The organism is Streptococcus infantis (genome assembly GCF_047465035.1).
GTDB lineage: Bacteria > Bacillota > Bacilli > Lactobacillales > Streptococcaceae > Streptococcus > Streptococcus infantis_T.
In genome coordinates this window covers 86,631-106,679 of record NZ_JASHAQ010000008.1, presented here as the reverse complement: position 1 = coordinate 106,679, position 20,049 = coordinate 86,631, and the positions used below count along the sequence as shown (strand labels likewise).

Annotated in this window: 20 protein-coding genes, 1 tRNA gene, 1 pseudogene and 1 riboswitch; of the genes and pseudogenes, 4 read left to right on the top strand and 18 right to left on the bottom strand. The window is 34.6% G+C overall.

Annotation, left to right across the window (positions count from 1 at the left end):
- Positions 1-70: pseudogene (locus tag QM406_RS05405) on the bottom strand (transposase); the annotation flags it as partial.
- Between the two features lie 210 nt (positions 71-280).
- Complete coding sequence (locus tag QM406_RS05400) at positions 281-715, bottom strand: hypothetical protein (RefSeq protein WP_414273643.1); 435 nt, start codon at positions 713-715, stop codon at positions 281-283.
- 407 nt (positions 716-1,122) lie between these two features.
- Between QM406_RS05400 and QM406_RS05395 the strand changes: the two genes are divergently transcribed.
- Entirely contained in the window at positions 1,123-1,422 is a 300-nt protein-coding gene (locus QM406_RS05395) for a YbaB/EbfC family nucleoid-associated protein (RefSeq protein ID WP_000981533.1), read from the top strand.
- A gap of 43 nt (positions 1,423-1,465) precedes the next feature.
- On the opposite strand, the gene QM406_RS05390 is transcribed toward QM406_RS05395, so the two are convergent.
- The 10 genes from QM406_RS05390 to QM406_RS05345 form a co-directional block, all read right to left on the bottom strand.
- Positions 1,466-3,229 carry a glycerophosphoryl diester phosphodiesterase membrane domain-containing protein gene (locus QM406_RS05390; protein ID WP_414273642.1) on the bottom strand — a complete coding sequence of 588 codons (1,764 nt, stop codon included), beginning with the start codon at positions 3,227-3,229 and terminating at the stop codon, positions 1,466-1,468.
- 8 nt (positions 3,230-3,237) lie between these two features.
- A complete protein-coding gene (locus QM406_RS05385; protein WP_414273641.1) occupies positions 3,238-3,828 on the bottom strand; it encodes a 3'-5' exonuclease in 591 nt (196 codons plus the stop codon).
- Between the two features lie 70 nt (positions 3,829-3,898).
- On the bottom strand, positions 3,899-4,390 hold the full coding sequence (locus QM406_RS05380; RefSeq protein ID WP_049504976.1) for a DUF536 domain-containing protein: 492 nt from the start codon (positions 4,388-4,390) through the stop codon (positions 3,899-3,901).
- 178 nt (positions 4,391-4,568) lie between these two features.
- Entirely contained in the window at positions 4,569-5,447 is an 879-nt protein-coding gene (gene truB, locus QM406_RS05375; RefSeq protein WP_414273640.1) for a tRNA pseudouridine(55) synthase TruB, read from the bottom strand.
- A 10-nt stretch (positions 5,448-5,457) separates the two neighbouring features.
- Positions 5,458-6,732 carry a DUF2130 domain-containing protein gene (locus QM406_RS05370; RefSeq protein WP_414273639.1) on the bottom strand — a complete coding sequence of 425 codons (1,275 nt, stop codon included), beginning with the start codon at positions 6,730-6,732 and terminating at the stop codon, positions 5,458-5,460.
- Between the two features lie 80 nt (positions 6,733-6,812).
- Positions 6,813-7,610, bottom strand: coding sequence for a formate/nitrite transporter family protein (locus QM406_RS05365; protein ID WP_414273638.1), 798 nt, complete (start codon positions 7,608-7,610; stop codon positions 6,813-6,815).
- Positions 7,611-7,999: 389 nt separating this feature from the next.
- The gene (locus tag QM406_RS05360) at positions 8,000-8,797 is read right to left on the bottom strand and encodes a formate/nitrite transporter family protein (protein ID WP_075230563.1); all 798 of its coding nucleotides are present in this window, start codon (positions 8,795-8,797) and stop codon (positions 8,000-8,002) included.
- Positions 8,798-8,868: 71 nt separating this feature from the next.
- A complete protein-coding gene (locus QM406_RS05355) occupies positions 8,869-9,516 on the bottom strand; it encodes a hypothetical protein (protein ID WP_414273637.1) in 648 nt (215 codons plus the stop codon).
- A gap of 66 nt (positions 9,517-9,582) precedes the next feature.
- The gene (locus QM406_RS05350) at positions 9,583-10,056 is read right to left on the bottom strand and encodes a hypothetical protein (protein WP_148131272.1); all 474 of its coding nucleotides are present in this window, start codon (positions 10,054-10,056) and stop codon (positions 9,583-9,585) included.
- Between the two features lie 60 nt (positions 10,057-10,116).
- Positions 10,117-10,626, bottom strand: a complete 510-nt coding sequence (locus tag QM406_RS05345) for a QueT transporter family protein (protein ID WP_414273636.1) — start codon at positions 10,624-10,626, stop codon at positions 10,117-10,119.
- Positions 10,624-10,721, bottom strand: a riboswitch (PreQ1 riboswitch). Its footprint overlaps the gene before it by 3 nt.
- Before the next feature lie 28 nt (positions 10,722-10,749).
- Between QM406_RS05345 and QM406_RS05340 the strand changes: the two genes are divergently transcribed.
- From QM406_RS05340 to QM406_RS05330, 3 genes are all read left to right on the top strand, one after another.
- Positions 10,750-11,184: a GtrA family protein gene (locus QM406_RS05340; RefSeq protein WP_414273635.1), complete on the top strand. Its 435-nt coding sequence runs from the start codon at positions 10,750-10,752 to the stop codon at positions 11,182-11,184.
- 71 nt (positions 11,185-11,255) lie between these two features.
- Complete coding sequence (gene mscL / locus QM406_RS05335) at positions 11,256-11,636, top strand: large conductance mechanosensitive channel protein MscL (RefSeq protein WP_075231750.1); 381 nt, start codon at positions 11,256-11,258, stop codon at positions 11,634-11,636.
- Positions 11,637-11,744: 108 nt separating this feature from the next.
- Positions 11,745-11,816 (top strand) — tRNA-Arg (locus QM406_RS05330).
- A gap of 138 nt (positions 11,817-11,954) precedes the next feature.
- On the opposite strand, the gene QM406_RS05325 is transcribed toward QM406_RS05330, so the two are convergent.
- The 6 genes from QM406_RS05325 to QM406_RS05300 all read right to left on the bottom strand — a co-directional run bounded on the left by QM406_RS05325 (position 11,955) and on the right by QM406_RS05300 (position 20,048).
- Complete coding sequence (locus QM406_RS05325; protein WP_414273645.1) at positions 11,955-12,338, bottom strand: hypothetical protein; 384 nt, start codon at positions 12,336-12,338, stop codon at positions 11,955-11,957.
- Between the two features lie 2 nt (positions 12,339-12,340).
- Positions 12,341-12,724, bottom strand: a complete 384-nt coding sequence (locus QM406_RS05320) for a hypothetical protein (RefSeq protein WP_414273634.1) — start codon at positions 12,722-12,724, stop codon at positions 12,341-12,343.
- A 100-nt stretch (positions 12,725-12,824) separates the two neighbouring features.
- Positions 12,825-14,615: a DUF262 domain-containing protein gene (locus QM406_RS05315; protein WP_414273633.1), complete on the bottom strand. Its 1,791-nt coding sequence runs from the start codon at positions 14,613-14,615 to the stop codon at positions 12,825-12,827.
- Positions 14,616-14,731: 116 nt separating this feature from the next.
- Positions 14,732-15,298: a hypothetical protein gene (locus QM406_RS05310; RefSeq protein ID WP_281334855.1), complete on the bottom strand. Its 567-nt coding sequence runs from the start codon at positions 15,296-15,298 to the stop codon at positions 14,732-14,734.
- 289 nt (positions 15,299-15,587) lie between these two features.
- Entirely contained in the window at positions 15,588-18,824 is a 3,237-nt protein-coding gene (locus QM406_RS05305; protein WP_414273632.1) for a type I restriction endonuclease subunit R, read from the bottom strand.
- Between the two features lie 12 nt (positions 18,825-18,836).
- Positions 18,837-20,048: a restriction endonuclease subunit S gene (locus QM406_RS05300; RefSeq protein ID WP_414273631.1), complete on the bottom strand. Its 1,212-nt coding sequence runs from the start codon at positions 20,046-20,048 to the stop codon at positions 18,837-18,839.
- Between the last annotated feature and the right edge of the window lies 1 nt (position 20,049).

Sequence of the window (20,049 nt, the reverse complement as noted above, 5' to 3'; positions counted from 1 at the left end):
GCTTCTCTAAGCTATATCCTTGTTTTCTAAGTTCATAGACCTGAACTTTATCATCATAAGTTAATTTCATAATAAAAACACCCCAAAAGTTAGATTTTTTTCTGTCTAACTTTTGGGGTGCAGTTCATACCTCAAAAATTTTCAAGAGTGATTATTGGTTTTTGAAGTCATGTAGCCTGTTCTGAATTTCAGAAGCTAAAGTCTTATAAGTTTTTCTATAGATATCAGATTTTCAGTCATTATTAAGTTCCTACAATTAAAAACTTTATAAGTTCTTTTTCTACTTTTTAAAAATCAATTCATCGATAAGCATATCATCATATCTGATGTAAAACAGCTCTCCCTCTAACACTTCTAAATCCAGTACGAATTCTCCTGGAGTAGCCAATAGTCTATATATGTCTTCGACATCATATTCTTTATTAGTAACTATAATTTGACCGTCTTCAATATATTTACAATGATATAGATATTCATAAAATGCATTCACCTCTATCATCTTAAAATGATAAAAATTAACATCTGCATTGTAATCAATTAACTCTTGTCGTTTCTTAATACTCTCAGAATCATCACCATCGTACTTAGAATATGAAACAATATTTCCAAAATAAATATAGGAATCAGGAGCAACCTGAACAATATTGGAAATTATTTTTCTGATTCTATCAATATTTTCATAAGGATTATCAACTTTAAAGTTTATCTTTTTCATAACAATACTTCCTGTATACTACAATAATCTAAACACTCGGATGTTTTTTAATCTCTCGTTAAATACACCTATTCATTATCTCATATTTTTATCAAAATGATCATTAAAAATCATTTCCGAATAACATCATAAAGCAAGGATTTTTAACTTCATAGCCTTGATTAAAGAACAGCATTTTTTCTTAATTTATTGTTAGTTCTTCTATTTTTACGTACACGGGGGACCTTTTAAAACCCCTATTCATTAAATATTTAACTTTTATTTACAGTTTAAAAATGATATAATCAATAAAGTACCTCTTGATCTACTCGCTTATCAAAAAGCCTGTTAAAGTAGGAACTAAACTTTCAATCTAAAAATTAAAACAAGGCTAAAAGCCTTGATACGAAAGGAATCTTAAAAATCTTATGATGAATATGCAAAACATGATGCGTCAAGCTCAAAAACTTCAAAAACAAATGGAGCAAAGTCAGGCTGAACTTGCTGCTACAGAATTTGTTGGAACTTCTGCCCAAAACCTTGTAACTGCCACACTAACAGGGGACAAGAAAGTTACAAAAATTGATTTCAATCCAGCAGTTGTTGACCCAGAAGATATTGAAACTCTATCAGATATGACAGTTCAAGCAGTCAATGCTGCTCTTGAACAAATTGATGAAGCAACTAAAAAGAAACTCGGTGCTTTTGCAGGGAAATTACCATTCTAATAGCATAAAAAGAAGAGGCTGAATTCAGCCTCTTTTGTCTTATCTAAAAAGTAAAGAATTCCGTTGCCTTCTTTAAAAGTAAATCAGCGTATTCTGGGTCTTCCTGAGCGGTTTCAAGCTCTTCTTTAATTCTTTCCAGATCATCTGTTATCATACCATCAACTCCCAAACGTAGGGATTTATCAAAGGATTCCGAACTATTGATTGTCCATACATAGAGTTTTTGTTTTGTATTCCAAAGCTTGGTTACAAAATATTCATCTAAGGTAGAATATTCCATGGTATAACCGGTAGCATTCGTTCTTGGAAAAACGGAATTGTAGGGCAGAATGAAATAGACTGGAATTTCCTTATCATACTGAGTTACTTTTTCAATAACATGATAATCCAAAGATTGCATCTGATGCCCATAGACTTTGATCTTTGCCCCATATTGATCTAGAAAATGATCCATCATTTGAGCACTATCTTTTCGACTTGTTTTTATTTCGATCAGCAATTTCTGATGAAGGTCATTGGCACGATTTATATAATCATCAAAGCTGGATATTTTGGTCTGATAACCATTTTCATAAATATCTAATTGCTTCAACTCATCTAAAGTTAAGTCTTGCGGTGTTACATTTAATCCCGCTAAACTTTTTAGGTTAGCATCATGCATCATGACAAACTGACCATCCTTAGTTTCTTGTACATCCATCTCAACTAAATCTGGTTTTAACTGAGCTGTTTTTTCTAAGGATTCAACTGTATTTTGGACACCATTTCCATTTGAGACACCTCTGTGAGAGATGACAAGTGGAGGATTGACTACGGGTGCTTCTAGATAAGCATAACCCTCAATCGCAAAGAAGACACTTGCGCACCCCATTACACCCCATCTCATGATATGATCTTTCTTTCGTCTTGGCATAATATCCAACTCCTCACCAGTTAAAAAGGAGGTAAACTTAACCAGGAAGTAAGTCAAAGCCATATAGTGGATATTTTTAATCAATATATAGTTCGAAATAGCAAGAATCAAAGATTCTCGATGTGTAAGACCATCCACTAAAGACTGTATCAACAATAGAGGTATTAAAAGCAAATAGAAGAAAAGATTCGTTTTGACAAGGATTAGAAAGAGATGCCAAGCGTAAAACCAAAAATGATTTCTGGTTTTTTCTAGACTGTAGATCACAGCATCCTTAACTGTCATCTTGTCATAAAAAATTTTCGGAAGGGCAAACATCACTCTTACAGAGATGTAGAGAAATAGGATACTTAAGATAAAAATAGATAACCACCACATCCAGTATTTGTCTTCCATATAGGTCTGAATAAATTCAGGTATCACTATTTTATTAAAATAATAAATTTTAAAAATCTTCCTGATAAAAGGAAAAATCATAGCAATATATACGAAGATAAACAAGGCCTTGGAAAGAGTCAGACGTTTCATAAAGGCTATACTTTCACGAAAGACCTTGCGACTATACTCAATCAAGGTTCGTTTTTCATGATAGAGAAGGTGTCGAGCCCCAATGAAGAGGAGACTTAGTTGAAAATAGGCTACTAAAAGGTTAATGGCTATTAAGATTAAAAAACCAAGGCTGACTAAAGGCGCATGTTTTAAAATTTCAAAAACATTATTATAGGAAATAAACAAATAGCCCGTCTGACTTAGCAAAAAACCCGCTATCAATGAATTCAAAGGTAACCAAATATAGTCGACCAACATAAAAATTAGAAAAAATAGAAAGAGGATTTTATCAAGATTGAGGTAAATCTTTTTAAAACCCAATTTTTTAGGCTTTTCAGGTTTCATAAAAGCTCCTAATCAAATAATTGTGATAAATCTAGTCCACCAAAAGGATTAGAGTTAAGACTACTCTTGACGTCCAGTAAGATTTTACTTTCATCAAATTCTAAAAAAGCTTCATAAACACGCGCAGTCATACGAGCATCCTCTAAACTGTTATGAGATTGTCCCTTAAATCCTAGAAAGCTTGCAACAGTTTGTAACTTGAGATTTGCAATCCCGTGAAGATCCGAACTACGTCGCATAAAAGCTTCATCATAGAGGTCCACTTGATATTGGCTACTATAATCCAAACCATGTTCTAAGAGAATCGGTAAATCACTCTTAGCTGCATTATAGCCAACGATAGGTAATTGACCAATAAAGGCTTGAAAATCTTTGAGAACATCTTCCACCTTCGGAGCATCCTTCAAGGTTTCAGATGTGATACCCGTTAAACCGTTTATAAAACTTTTCAATGGTACATCCGTATGAACATATGAGTCAAATGCTCCTACTTCTTCACCATCTTTAAAACGGACCGCAGATACCTGAATCAAGTGAGTTTTATCTTGGTGTTTATTAAATTCCAAATCAAATGAAATATAATCTCTTAATTTTTCCATCTTATCCATTCCTTACTGTATGTGTAAAAAGAAACTACTTGGTTATATCTAGAAACCAAGCAGTTTTTTCTTATCCTCCAAATAAGCGAGCAAAGAAGCCTTTCTTCGTTGCTTGTACTTCTTGCTTAGCCTGATCCAACTCCAACTGAAGGGTTTCTTGGTCCTTCATGGCTTGTAGGGTTAACTGTTGTTGTTGATCCAATTGCTTATCTTTTTCTGCGATTTGACGGTCTTTGACACGCATCTGTTCATCTTTTTCAGCTAACTGTTTGTCTTTGGCCTTTAATTGCTCATAAAGACGGATGATTTCAGCGTTCTTTTCATCAACAAGAATCTCCATTAATTCACGTTGCTTCACATCATCACTAACAGGTTCATCTTCAAAAATAGTCTTTTTGTAGATTTCTTCAAGCTTAATCAAGCCACTACGAGTTACCACAGTGACTCCTTTATCATTTTTAGTCGTATCTTCTTCAGGTAATTCCTTGACACGGTTATTGATTGCTTGGCGGGACAAGCCCAAGACCTCGGCAATCTCACTAACAGTCATCTCAATACTCATAATATCCTCTGAAAGTTTTCTAGCTTTTCTTTATTTAAATATTATCATAAGCAAGCAAAACTGTCAAATATCACCGTGTTTTCAACCCTTTTTCATAACTTTTTCTGGTCAAAACTGGACTGACTTTTAGCATTTTTTAAAACTAAAAATCAGTTTGCGATTTTACCACCAGTCCTAATCAATTGAAAACCTTTCTAGGCTTATAGAGTTGGTCACGTTTCTCTAAAATGGCTAGTAATTTTTCACCTTCAAAACCAGCCAATTCCTTCTCGGTTTGTTCCAATTCAATAAAGCGACCAAAGCGCACTTCTTCTGCCTGCTCTGGAGTCAAATATACCTTGACCAAGTCACCTGTCCCAATCTCCAAGGGATGAAGAAAGTCTAATTCACCAGCTTGTACTTTTTCCTCAATTTCACTTAAGGTCAAAGCATCATCTAACTGTAACCCAGCTGCACTTGTTCGTGTTAAATAAGACATATGAGCAGCATAGCCAAGTTTTTCTCCTAAGTCAACCGACAAGGTACGAATATAGGTTCCCTTACTGCATTTTACACGAAAAGTAAAGCGTGCAAGTTCGCTCTCATAAGAAATCGGACTTGTCCGTTCAAATTGATAAATGGTCACCTGACGTTCTGGACGTTCCACTTCCTGACCAGCACGAGCATACTCATAAAGCTTGCGACCATTGACCTTGACAGCAGAGTACATAGGTGGAATCTGAGTGATAGGACCTGTCAGACTAGCGATTGCTTCATCGACAAGATTCTCATTCAAAGGTGACAAAACTGGAGTCTCTGAAACTACCTCACCACTAGAATCCTCGGTGGTCGTAGAATAGCCCAGAGTAATTTCACCCTCATAAATCTTGCCCTCATCTTGCATAAATTCGACCATGCGAGTCGCCTTGCCAACGGCAATCGGCAAAACACCCACCACATCAGGATCTAGCGTCCCACCGTGACCAATCTTCTTGGTTCCCAAAATCTTACGCAGCTTGAAGACTGCATCATGCGAGGTCATCCCCGCCTCTTTTTTTAAGTTGATAATACCGTTCATGTCTTGCTTTCTATTCCCCCTTCAATGCTTCAAACTTTGCTTTCATGGTTGGATTTTTGCGGGTTAATTTTTTGACAGAAACATCATCCAGCTTGTTATTAGCCAGTCGGAGTTGGTTTTCTGATGTTGTCAGGAATTTCTTGACCTCTTCCATACGCTTAATGGCTTTATCAATCTCATCGATGGCCTTTCCGAAGTTGACCGAAGCTGAATTATAATTCTTTGCAAAAGCTACCTTGAAAGCGTCCAAATCTTCCTCAAAATGCGTGATATCGATATTTTGCTCACGAACAAGCGCTAACTCCTGCTTGTATTTTAGGGAATTAAGGGCAGCATTGCGCAAGAGTCCAATTAGTTGAATAAAGAACTGGGGACGAATGACATACATCTTCTCATATTCATGGCTAACGTCAACAATTCCTGTATTAAAGTAGTCGTTATCTGCTTCAAGCATACTTACCAAAACTGCATACTCACAGTTTTTCTCACGGCGATCCTTGTCCAATTCCTTGTAAAAATCCGCATTCTTATGCTTCTTCTCTGTCCCGTCTGCTTCATTTTTCATCTCAAACATGATGGAAATGAATTCTAGTCCATTTTCATCAAAATCACGGAAGATAAAATCGCCCTTAGAACCACGTGCTGAAACCTTATTGTCCTTCTCAAAGTAGGCATTTGGAAAGGCAAAGCTACGAACCTTGTTGAACTCACTCTCAGAATAATGTTCCAAACTTTCACCAATTGCCTTGGTTGATTGTTGTGCCTTGAAATTCTTGTAAAATTCAACCTGCTCACTAGCTGCCTTGAGTTGGGCTTCGTAGTTTTGTTTAACAGAAGCTAGAGACAACTCATTTTCTTTTTCTTGTAAAAGGAGCTGATTTTTTACCTGATCTCTTTCTTTCTCTAAGTCAGATAATGTTTTTTGAAGTTGGTTCTCATGCTCCAAACGCAAGGTAAGCAACTGGTTCTCAAGTGCTTGAACTTCTTTTTCTTTCTCTAGCAAGCTTTGACTTGCACTTTGCTCCACTTCTTTCTTAGCCAATTCTTTTTCTGTATCAAAGTTGTTAATTTGACTTTGAAGCTGGGCTATTTCTTGATCTTTTTGAGCTAGTTTTGCCTGTTGTTCATTTAAGGCTTTTTGTTCCACCAATGTCAATTCTTGTTTGATTCGCTCATGCAATTCCTTATCAAACTCTGCAGTGCGAACTTGAGAAAGTAGTTCTGCATATTGACTTTCATTGACTGTAAATACTTCGCCACAATTGGGACATTTAATCTCGTTCATGTTATTCCTCTAAATTTATCTATTCTACTTTCATTATAGCATGGATAAACAAAAAGAAAAAGTTGGAATGAATCCAACTTTTAATCTACATATGTATCTTCGTTTTTATTTAAGAAGGCATAAGGTAATCCCATGAGTAGACCACCACCGATAAAGTTACCGATGAAGGTTACACCCCAGTGACGAAGAATATTTCCAATACCGAAATTTGCGATTGAATCAGCAGCAACACTGAACTTCACAATCGCAAATGAAGCAAAGTTTGCGGCGATGTGCTCGTTTGTTAAGAATACAAACATGTAAATGGCTGAAAGAACCAACCAAAGTTTTGCTCCACCATCCTTAACTAAAACGAATGAAAGAATCGCGATATTTACAAAGACATTAGCCAAGATAGCTTCAAGCAAGATAAGTTCATTTGAACGGCCCAACTTCATTTCCACAACTCCAGAAATAAAGCTATCATGGGTAAGGTTTGCATAAGCTGCTGAATGGGCGAATCCCCAACCTGCTATAAGAGCACCGATCAAATTAAAGAGTGTACAGTATAGAAGGATTTCAGCAGTTTTTCTCCAGCTAATCTTTTTCAAAAAGCTACCAGCTGTCAAGAACATCATGTTAGATGTTACTAACTCAGCATTCAAGAAGACAATGTAAGCCAATCCCCAAGCGAAAACAAATGGGAAGAGGAAACGTCCACTACCAGGAGCAAGCTTATTAATCAAGTCAGCTCCAACTGCACCAGCTGCTGTACTAAATGTTAAGAATGCACCAGCAAACATTGAACGGATAGCATACTTGAATTTACTTTGACTGTAAAGACTTTCCTTTTTCTTACAAGCAAATTCAATTTTTGAGATAAATTCTGAAGAAACCATATAAACTCCTAAAACTTTTATTTGTGAATATTATAACATAAAATCGAAATTATGGAAAGGCTTTCTTAATTCTATTTACAATATTTTTATCACTTGTAGCAATCGTTTCCATTTGCTTTGTATCAGTATCTTTAATGTTTTCAACCCTTTATTTTCAAACTCTCTATTCTATATATTTAATATGTGTTTTCACTTTAATCTATATTGAATTTACAAAAAAGCCTCTTTAGTTTTCAGCTAAAGTCCATGAACTAATAATATGTTTGAATTTATAGACAGAGAAAATAACGTTTTTATCAAAAGGTTATTTGGCCAAAAAAATCGAGGTCTGGATTTTTAGTCCCGACCTCCTCTATTATTAATATTCATTTTATTTTCAAAAGCTTGTACTAATCAACATAAGTCTCTTCATTTTTATTAAGATAAGCGTATGGTAAGCCTATCAAGAATCCTCCACCAATCAAGTTAGCAATGAAGGTAACACTCCAATGACGTAGGATATTAGGAATATCAAAGTTAGCAATTTGGTCAGAAACAATGCTGAATTTAATAATGCTAAAGGATGAAAAGTTGGCTGCAATATGCTCGTTAGATAAGAAAACAAACATAGAAATAGCTGATAAGATAATCCATAGCTTAGCACTGCTATCCTTAACTAAAATAGAAGATAAAATAGCAATATTTACGAACATATTTGCCAAAATCCCTTCCAACAAGACCAACTCACTAGGTCGTGCCAACTTCTTAGCTACAATCTTTGGAAGATAACTGTCGTGTGTCAGGTGTGAAAAAGCCGATGAATTAGCAAAGCACCAACCTGCTAACAGAGCACCAACTAAGTTGAAAAAGGCACAATAGAGCAAAATGACAAAGGCTTTTTTCCAATCAATCTTCTTCAAGAATGTTCCAGCTGTCAGATACATCATGTTTGATGTGACCAATTCAGCATTTAAAAATACAATGTAAACCAGTCCCCAAGCAAATACAAAGGGAAAAAGAAAATAGCCAGCACTTGGAACGATGCTATTGAGTAGATCAGCACCTATAGCCCCAGCGGCCGTACTAAAGGTTAAGAAAGCACCTGCAAACATCGAGCGAATGGCATATTTAAACTTGCTTTGGTCAAATAGACTCTCTTTCTTATGGCAATAATAATCAATCTTTGAAATAAATTCTGAAGAACTCATATAAACTCCTTAAAATATAATCATCAACATTATAACATAAAATAATTTAAGTGAAAATTAAATTTTACTTTTTACACTTGAATATTTTTAGCGCTAGCAAAAGCTTCAATTTCTTCTGCAGTCGCCCCCAGCAGCTCTGAAACACACAAGTCGACAATATCTGATAAAACAGAATCGCAAATATATTCATACTCACCATGACCATATTTACAAGTGAATAGAGGGAGCCTTGTTGCTGATTGATAAAAATTGAAAGCCAACACTTGCAGTTTCTCTGGTAGAAATTCAAGTTTCAACTCTTGTGCAAGTCCAGTTCTCACTTTATCCCAATCTTCACCTTTTGACTGGTAGTTTTCTCGTGCATTGTCGATAAATCCTTTACAGAATTGTGCCAGCAAATGCTTGTTTTGATAGAGCAAACGACAGGAAAAATCTGAGATAGATCCAGCATGAAGTAAGAAGGCAAGTAAGTCATTAAGGCTTTCTGCTACCCGACCAACTTGGCCTTCACTCCCTATAAAGCAGATACTCTGATCTTCAAGAATTACATATTCTTCTCCGCTGCCGTCTTTAGCAAAGGCTATGGGCGAAAGAGAATAAACTTCATTGTTCTGAGAAAATTCAACCTCTTTCAACTGGTCATAAAAGAGAATATCGCATTCTTGCATCAATAAAATTCTTAGTTGTTTATCTTGTCTTATTACTTGTAGTTGATTCATATTAGCTACTCTCCTAGCTTTGACAACTGTCACAAGTGACAACAATCCAATTTTAGCAATCGACTCTTAATAATAATAATAGATTTTAATATGGCACTTCTTGGCCACATTGGCAAGATTTTTCAATAACTCCTCGTTTCTTTTGCTTTTTCCAAAATGAAAAGTAAAAGATTTTCCATCTTTCCTTGTAAAGTACAGATGATACCTGTCCCCATTCATTCTTCTCCCTCGAACGTAATCAATATCAATCTGTCTAATTTCAGCTAGAGGAACAATCCTTTTTCTAAAAAGAATAATCGTGTGAATGTATAATCTTCCCTTTGCAATATGAAAAGGATCCAACATACTCCCACCACTTTTTAAAGATGTCTTAACTCTTTGGAAAAAAAGATAGAAATAAAATAGTGCTAAAAAAATTAACAAAAATCTAATGACCTGATTTTTCCAAAGGACTTCAAAAACTGAAATACGATAACCATACATATTAAAATAATCCCTTTTTTCTTTATTATACCACTTTTGTTGAGCTTCTAGGTTCATGGATAAAGAAAAAAACTGAACAAAGTTCAGCCATTTTCAATAATATTTGATCTGATATCTTTATTTGGTCAAATCAAGTCGTTTACCGATTTTTCCAATAAGAATAGCACCAACAATGAGTGAAGCGAATTCTCCGATAGCAGTTGTAAACCAAGTTAAGAAGAAAGGTGCTTCTGCTACGATGTTCAATTCAGCAGCAATGGTGATCATTGAAATCGAAAAAAGAATTGAAAAGAAGAAATGATCTTTACGAATCAATCCATTAAAAAGATAGTCTTTTTTATATTTGCTAAACAACCATACGCCTAAACTTAGGAAGACAAGCGTAGAGCCTCCACCAACTGCGACATCGATGATTCCAAAACTGAAGAAATTAGCAATCATACAGCCAAGAGTAACACCGATAATGTACTTAGGATTGTAAAAGGCAAGAAAATTCATCATTTCAGAAATACGGAACTGATAAGCACCGTAACTGATAGCATTAAGGGGTGGTGTGATTGTCAAAACCACATAAATTGCTGCGACAATGGCAATATCTGCCATATCACGGATAGTTAGTTTTTTCATGTTTTCTCCTTTAGCGAGTAACCCGCGTAAAATATGCTTGGTGAAAGAAGCTAAGCACCAAGGGTTGAACAAGTCAACCTTTCAAGTATAGCACATTTATGTCCTTTATGCTATACTGTTTTTATGAAAATATCCATAAAAAGATTTTTCGACAATGAAATCCTCTCCTACTTATTTTTTGGAGTTGCAACTACACTTGTTTCTATCATTGTTCGTATCACTATTTTTTACTTTTTCCAACAAGAATTATGGGCGACTGCTCTGGGAAATATAGCTGGAATTCTGTTTGCTTTTTTCACCAATGATACCATTGTTTTTAAGCAGAAAAGAAAACATTGGTTCAAGCGTCTGATAAAATTTACGACCGCAAGATTCATTACCTTCCTCTTAGACCTGCTTCTGACCTTTATTTTTGTGACGAGTTTCCCCCATATTATCGGTCAGTTTGTAGGTGATAATCTCAATACTATCAATACAATTGAGACTATTTTTGCACAAGTTACAATCATAATCCTCAACTATATCTTCAGTAAAGTTTTTGTTTTTAAAAAACACTAAGCATATTTCTTGCATTCAACAGATGATTAAGTTATAATTTAGATTGTAAAAATTTCAAAAGGAAGAAGAAAATGTTAAAAGATCTTAAAGAATTTTTGCTCCGCGGTAACGTTGTAGACCTTGCTGTCGGTGTGATCATCGCTTCTGCTTTTGGTGCTATCGTTACTTCATTTGTTAATGATATCATCACTCCACTCCTATTGAACCCAGCCTTGGAAGCTGCGAAAGTACAAAACATAGCTGAGCTTGCATGGAATGGTGTTACTTACGGTAAATTCTTGAGTGCTATTATCAACTTCCTTGTAGTTGGTACTGTTCTATTCTTTGTGATTAAAGCTATGGAAAAAGCTCAAAGCCTTACTAAAAAAGAAGAGGTTGTTGAAGAAGCACCTGCTGGTCCAACTGAATTGGAAGTTCTTCAAGAAATCAAAGCTCTTCTTGAGAAAAAATAATCATATAGAGGATTCGTTTCAATACTGAATCCTTTTTTTATTCTCCTTTTGCTGAGTTTAGAAAAAACTTGAGTTCAGCTCTCTTTTTTGATATAATAATTAAAGTTTCCACCCTTAGTGTAATGGATATCACGTAAGATTCCGGTTCTTGAGATGGGGGTTCGATTCCCTCAGGGTGGATATTTTATAAAGAACTTACCAAAATCTATAGATAAAGCTGTAAGGATTTAGGCTCCATAATATTTCTAGTGGATAAATTCCCTATAGATATTATGGAGCCTATTTTATTGTTGAAAAAGGTTTGCTTTTACCTTGGTTTCAGTCTAGTTTTTTTATAATCGGAATAGCCTCTGTAAAGACGTCTATCCCAAAATTAATTCCATGTACTTGGTAGTGATAGATGGGGTCAGAATAAAACTTTTGAACTCTGTTTTTAAGGTGAGTGTCTTTCATTTCAAGTAAAATCCCATCTGATAAATTGGGAAATTCTGGTCCGCTGAGTAAATCTTCTTCTAGTAAATTCAGGTCCCATCCCTCATCAATAAATCTGCAAAAAAGAATCTTACCAAAATCAATACAGTAATTCAGCTTTTGATTCTTTAAGCCCTCAAGAAAAATTTGTAGGTGATTTTCTTGAGAAAGTTGACACCGTAATTCATACCAATCATACTCTATTTCCTCACCAATATGAACCCACTTCATTTTTAACAAACCTCTTCTATCCTTATATCACTCTCTTGATTTTTATAGAGAACTAAGTCAAAAACTAGATTCTTAGCACAAATACGAAAATGAACCAAGTCTTCTTCAGCCAAAACTCCACCCGCCCTATGAATCACTTCTGTAATCAGGCTACTAGTCTCTAGCTTACAAATAGGCGATTCAAGATCTGACGAACTAGGAATCTGATGAAGAGCATCAAATAAGTTTCTATCTGTGATTTGGTAAAAATGACAGAAGGGAAATTTCAATCGAATCAGATGTTTCTTTCCCTTCAAAGTTATCGTAGAAATCTCGTCATGACTATTTTCACTAAAAGCTGCACTAGCTTCATATTCATCTTCTGGTACAGATTTCCACTCTAGCATTAAATCTCTCCCTCCACTATTTTCTCATCTCATACGCTTTCTCTCTATAAAAATCTAAAGTAGTTTGAAAAACGCACAGCTACTTGTTATTGATTTACCGTTAAATCCATCCTTTTTCCTTAAATTCAGCAATACGAGCTAAATCCTCATCTGAAGGTTTATTGGAAACAATTTCTTTTGTAATAACCGAATACTCTTTGTTCCATTTTTTAAGAATTGCAATAATAGAATCTGAAATCCTGATATCTCTTTTCGAAATTGACTCTAAATTCCACTCTTGAATTTCAGAAAGTCCCATAACTTTTGTGATTTCGATTTTTGAAGCTGCATATTCTTTTTTCTTTTTAGCAAAGTAACCATTTCCTGCTATAATATTTAACTTCTTTTCAAATGGTAATTTATTGCCTATATGCTCGATTTTCTCTCGGATTTTATGATCTGATTCATCGATAAAATAGTTAGTTTGCCATTTTTGAGGGAAGATATGCTCGATTTCCCATTTACTTGGTAATAATGAATCCTGATGTTTATAAGCAAGTGTTTTAAGCAACATTCTCACCACATTACGGTGAGGATTTTGGATTCCTGCTTCAAGTTGAGCTTGGTCTAGTTCTTTGAAATCAAATTTAGGAATATCTGATACAACAATTGCTGAATTTAATTTCAAAATATCACCCTTAACAGCATTGATAGTTGGAATAAGAATGTATTTTGTCATTAGTTCAGCGAGTAATTTGTTTAAGAATCTTGCAAATTTATCCTCAAAGTTTTTATCCTTACGATAACAAATATAATATATAATCACCGGATATTTCCAGAACTCATTAGGATATGAAGTAAGTGTATCTAATGTTTGTTTTATCTTTATATTTGATGACCAACTCTCATCTTCCAGCACTTCACCTTTATTAATTACTTTCCATAATTCGATCATTACGAATAAATTATCTAATAATTCAGATTGATAAAGGCGTTCAAATTTGTTACTCGAATAGTATTTTCTGACACCAGGTGTAGTACTTTTAGTATCTTTTTCCAAAGCCCTAAGATAGAACATATAGTAATAAAATAATTGTTGGATACTTTCATTAGCTGCTGTAGCTTGTTCATCAAGCTCTTTCCAGCGTTCAATAAATGTTTCCTTATCTTTTCCCTCAAGATGGTTATAAATCTTAGCTTTAAATATATCAGCATCAGATAGCGGTAAACCTCTGTCATTTAAAGTAGAGAAAATAGTCAATGCTGTATCTTGGGTATCGGCAGTTATTGGTAAAAGAATAGCTTGATTTAATAGGGAATAAATGAACTGATAAATCATTAAGGGATTCTCACTTGAATGTTTATCAAGTAACTCCTGAAAATGAATATAATTTCTAGAATAATTATCTTTAGAATCTTTATTTGCTCTTCCAGTTTCGAGAATTTTACGAAGAATTTCATTACCTTCATTATTAACAACACGTGATGTTAGAAGAGTAGTCTTATAATCAACTGTTCCAGTCAGTTTATTAGTTCGCCAGATTGAAGGTTCAATCTTACCAATAAAATTGTTTGCTTCTGGAGTTCGTTCTGATAATGGAGAATTAAATAGCTTTGTGTAAATCGCTCTTAACAATAAAAACAGAGAGGTAATACGTTGCTGACCATCAATAATTTCCTGTTCACCATTATCATTTTCATACGAAACGATACTTCCAAGAAAATACGAACCTTCGCGTTCAGTACCACCATTACTGACGGTAAATTCCCATAAATCTTCAAACAGTGTTTCAACCTGTTCATCCGTCCAAGCATAAGGACGCTGATATTCTGGAATAACAAATGGTTTTGTTCTTCCACTACCAAGTAGTGCCTCAACACTCTGTTTATTAACTTCTATTGTAGTTGGCATCTTAAACCTCCATATTATATTTGCTAAAATACTACATTTTTTTATTGATTATTTTGAACACTATATCAAATTGCTTTAACTAGCAATCCTACAAACTTAAAACGAACTTTGAGTAACTATTGCATATCTTCCATGGCTTCTTTCACATATCCTTCTACATCTTCAATCTCTACAAACGATGGGTCTAAGTGACACAAGAAGTGCCAATCTTCGGCGCCTTTTTTTCTATAGACAATCGCTTCGCCGTCTTCACTTCCGAAAAAGCTTCTGTCAACTTCATACCCATTGCGCTCTAAGAAATCTTTTACCTTGTGATAATTTGCTTCTCTGACTTCTACATAGGCTTTCACTTCATCGTTGTTAATGACATAAGCATCGACTTTTGTAGCTCCTTCAATCACTTTATCGTTTGGTTCGGATAGATTCGAAATTTCTTTCCAAATAATGTCCACATTTTCCTCAAAATTAAACGAAAATCTAGATAAAGGGACAATATTTCCGTTAAAGACAATTTCCATATAATCCGGCAAGTGTTTGGGGTTCACATACTCCACTTGAAACCCATCTTCTGTTTCTAAAGTATATCCAGGAATTTGAGCTACAAAGGCTTTTCCATCTTCTAAAGAGTCAAACACGACTAAATCTTTTGAATAATGATTTTGATACAATTCCAATATAAGCATTGATAATCTCTCCCATTTTCTCTACCAATATTGTATCACTTTATTGAATTGTACTACAAATAATAAAAAGCTATTCTCTATCAACTCCTAAATACCTTTTCCAAACATAGGTAGTTACAAAAAAATCTGAGTGCCCCAATATTAGCGACACCCAGAACTTCTGTAATATCAACGATATTGATCGAAAGCTATTTATCGCCAACATAGCTACCCTACTTAAATTTTTAAGTAGGATGGTCTTTATAAAAATAATTAGAAAAATAATTTAATGATTACTTTCAATATAACCCTATGCAAGACCAATCCATCCATACCCTTGTACTGCCATGTCGACAAAATGATTGATGAGTAAGGATACCTTAGAATCAAATGCTGCTTTATCATAACTTTCAGGAAGATCCTGATTTAATGATAATTCAACTTCATATTTAAGTTTGGCACGCGGCTGTTCATCTTTGTACCAATCTACCACAAGAAGATTACTACGATTATCCATCAATTTCTTAAACAGATTTTTTGCAGACAGTTTTACTTTTTGCTCCTCAACCTGTGTCAATTTCTTTCCAGCAATCAACAAATCGTAAATTTCCAGTTCTTCTTCCGTAAGACCTTCCATATTTGCACGATTGTCCTCTTGACGCATCTCTTCAAGAAGTTTAACAAGCTGTTCGTAATAATCTTCATTTTCAGTACCGCCTGCATTATAGGAATCAATAATGCGTTTGAATCGTTCGGAGAATTTCGTTCTAGTGCAATTTCTCTTTAGCATTTGTTCTAGTGCTTGCTCTATATATTCCTTCAAGTCATCAATTTCAATGGCTTTATACTCAGCCAATTTTATTTCTTGTCTTAACTGTTCAATATCTACTTTAGATAAATCTATGGCCTTTGTCCCTTTAATCATGTACTGAGCTTCTTTGTCCCGAACATAATTAACGAAATCCTGACTTGCAATTACACTACCGTCCAAAATTTGATTCATTTTCTGTCTGGCACGATTTACTTTCTCATCATCAATAGTATGATAAAACAATCCGTATAAATAAACGAGTGGTGCAAATTTATCATTAGTCCAATTTCTTTCAAAGATTTCTGGTTTTGATGCTTCGTAGAGATTCGTTAAGGTGTTCAGTATAACCTTGAATTTCTCTTTAGCATCATCTTTAGCAATAATAGCGTCATAAGCTCTTCTTAAAGCATCCAGTTTATCCAGAGTATTGGAATCTGCAATGATTTTCTCTAATGAAACACCTAAAGAAAGCAAGAAAGAATCTGCCTCATGAATTGTACCATCAATGTATCCGATTAGCTGTTCTATATCTTTTGCAGGAAATTCTGTTCCGTCATTACCCGTGGCATATTCTGTTAATGCTTTCTTCATATATTTAAAAACATTCACATAATCAACAATAATTCCAGCAGGTTTTCCAGGATAAACTCTGTTGGCACGAGCTATGGCTTGCATCAACGTGTGTCCCTTCATCGGCTTGTCAAGATAGAGCGTAGAAAGGTTTTTCACATCAAATCCTGTTAGCCACATAGCACACACAAATACTAATTGCAAAGGATCATCTGGACTCTTGAACCTATCCTCGATATCTCTACCATCAGATGTGATTTCTTTCATCTTTGCACGATGCTCCGATATTCTCAACCCTTGTTTAGCAAACTTAGCTTCTTCATCATTCTCTTCAGAAATAACCACTGCCATTTCCACCTTATTCATATAAGCAAGAATATTTGTGAGCTGATCACGTTCTTCCTTTGTAGTGGCAGAATTTCGCTGTTTCGTAATATTCTGTTTTTCAATAGCCCAGTAATGCTGAACCTTGTCATACATCTTAACAGCTGTGTATTTGTCAACTGATACAACCAATCCTTTTCCAAGAAATCCTCGTCTTGGAAAGTGGTAGGCAATATCCTGCGCAACCTTATCCAGTCTGTCATCACGCTTAATAACTTCTAAAATACGAGAGGATGCATTTTCTAACAGACGGATCTCGTCGTCGTTAAGATTTTCTTCTTCGATAATATCTACAACATCATCATCAAGGAAATTATTTTCAAGACCTACTTCCGGAACTCGTCTGGAATAGAACAATGGTACAGTAGAACCATCCTCGACAGATTGTGCAAAGTTATACTCTGACACATACTCTCCGAACCATTGATTAGTAAGACGCTTAGCTCCGAGAAGTGGTGTCCCTGTAAACGCAACAAAATTAGCATTAGGTAGTGCTGTTCTCATATTTTCTGCTAAATCTTTGTACTGTGTTCTATGTGCCTCATCAACTAGAACAATGATGTCATCACGTGTAGAAAGAACAGGATATTTCTTCGTCTTGTCGTATCTGAACTTATGAATTAGTGTGAAAATAAATGCTTTGTTAGTAGTTAAAAATTCTCGCAGCTGCTTGCTGTTTTTGGGTTGACACTCTTCTTTAGAACCAATAACTTCTGTGCGTACAAAATTCTTATGAATCTGCGTATCCAAATCTTCACGGTCTGTGATAATAAGAAATGAAAAATTACCAGCCACTTTGCGTTTAACCTTACGGGCAAACATAACCATAGAGTAGGACTTACCCGAACCTTGTGTATGCCAGAAGACACCCAGTTTACCATTTAATTCTTTTCTGTTTTTTACTGATTCCATCAGATTATTTACGCCCAAATACTGATGGTTTTTAGCGATAATTTTTATTTGTTGATTCTCAAAGAGAATAAAATTTTCGATATAATCAATCAATTTATCCTTGTTTAATAAACCATCAACAAAATATCTTACAGAACTATCTTTTACATTTTCAGCTAAGTGAATAGCTTCTCGATCCAGTACTTCTTTTTCACTATCAACTTTAAGCCATTCAAAAAAGTAGTCATAGGTCGCATTGAAGGCACCAAGCTTTGTTTCTAATCCATTTGAGAGAACACAAATTTGATTGAATGCAAATAGATTTGGAATATCTCGTAAATAATCCTTTAAATTATTATTATAGGCTTCTTCAATTTTAACGATGCTATTCTTCAGTTCAATGAACACAAGAGGCATTCCATTGATGAAGATAAGGATATCCGGTCTGCGATAATAGGCCTTTCCTTGAATCCACATCTGAGAAACTGCTGTAAAAGTATTGTTCTCCGGATGCTCAAAATCAATTAGCTTTACAAAATCAAAGTCTTCTTTGTCGTCTTTGCGAACTGTGATTTTTATATTATTGCGGATTTGCCTGTATATTTTATAGTTAGTATCAACAATATCTGTACCTGTGTAATCCTGCCTTAAGTTTTTTACTATTTCCTTGATTTTATCTTCAGAGATAGTAGGATTAATGCGTTTCAAAGAAGACAGCATAACATCAGGAAGAACACATTCTTTCTTAGAAGCTCTTCCTGTACCATCATTCAAATCATCTTGCTTACTCAAATCAGCATCACAAATGAGGATATCATAGTTAAATGGTTCCGTTTTTAATTTTGCAAGTATAGCCTGTTCTATATCATCTTCAGATATAAAATTACGCATAGGAACACCTCCTTACACTTCAATTTTTCCGCTCATTAAGCGTGGCAAAAGCATATCTCTCTGCTTAGTCAAATTCTCATTAATATCATGCAATTTAACTATCTCAGATCGTATAGGTTTGATTCGGCCTGAATATAAATCTAATACATTCTCGCTTGGAACTAAAATTTTGAACCTTCTCATAAAATTCAAGCCCACAAATTGTTGCGATGCTCCATTGGTTTGTGTTGCAAATATCGCTTGAATTGAATCAGAATTCAGCCACGAATATAAATAATTTGAAACCTTTATATTACCAGGTTTGAAAATAATGACATTTTTTACACTGAATTCTCTATCATAATTTACAAGACATGTAGTACCGACAGTTCCAATATTACTGAAAAGAATATCCCCTGTCTGCAAACCACTTCTTTTGGAGATGGATTCATGATCTTGATAACTAATATTATATGGTTCATTAAAATCGATGAATCCGTTCTTGATACATTTTCCTGTTACCAATGGAACACCACCATCGTTTATAGGTTTTGGGCTATCATGAGTTCCGTCAGTAACATAGCAGAAGTCACTCATTCTTAATATCTGCCAATCCGAAGGAATACCATCTACAAATTTTGTATTTTCATATCCCGGAAAGCGAAATCTCACAAACCATTCTTTATAAAGATTCTCAGCCATTTGCTCCAACAACTTGATACGCTTGTTATTATTTTCGATAAGATTGTCATAGGTTGAGAGAATATCAGCAATTTTAACTTGTATATTTTTATTAGTTTCTACTTTTACCTTAGAATTTTCAAATGTGGTTTTATTGACAATTCCCTTTCCTGATCCAGTACCTGCTCCTAACTGTTGAAAATAACTTTTAATATATCTTAAAAAATAGAACATATAGTGCGCATCAAAGTTATTGTTTACAATCAGTGAATTAATCTGCTGATTGGAATATGCTATCGTATTTGTTAAACACATTTTACCGATAGTAGACCCAATGCAAACAAAGCAAATCGCTTCTTTAGGTAATATATTATTTTTTAGCTTTTTAATCCCTTTTTCTGACAGCGTCCTTTCGGTTTCTAATAAATATTTTTCATCAAATGATTTTATATCAGACGGTGTAATAAAAGGATATTTACCATCAAAATTACTAGCATCTTCAGTTGATGGAGTCTTCCCGGTTATTACCTTTCCAATTTCCTTAATTTGTAAATATTTCCCCATA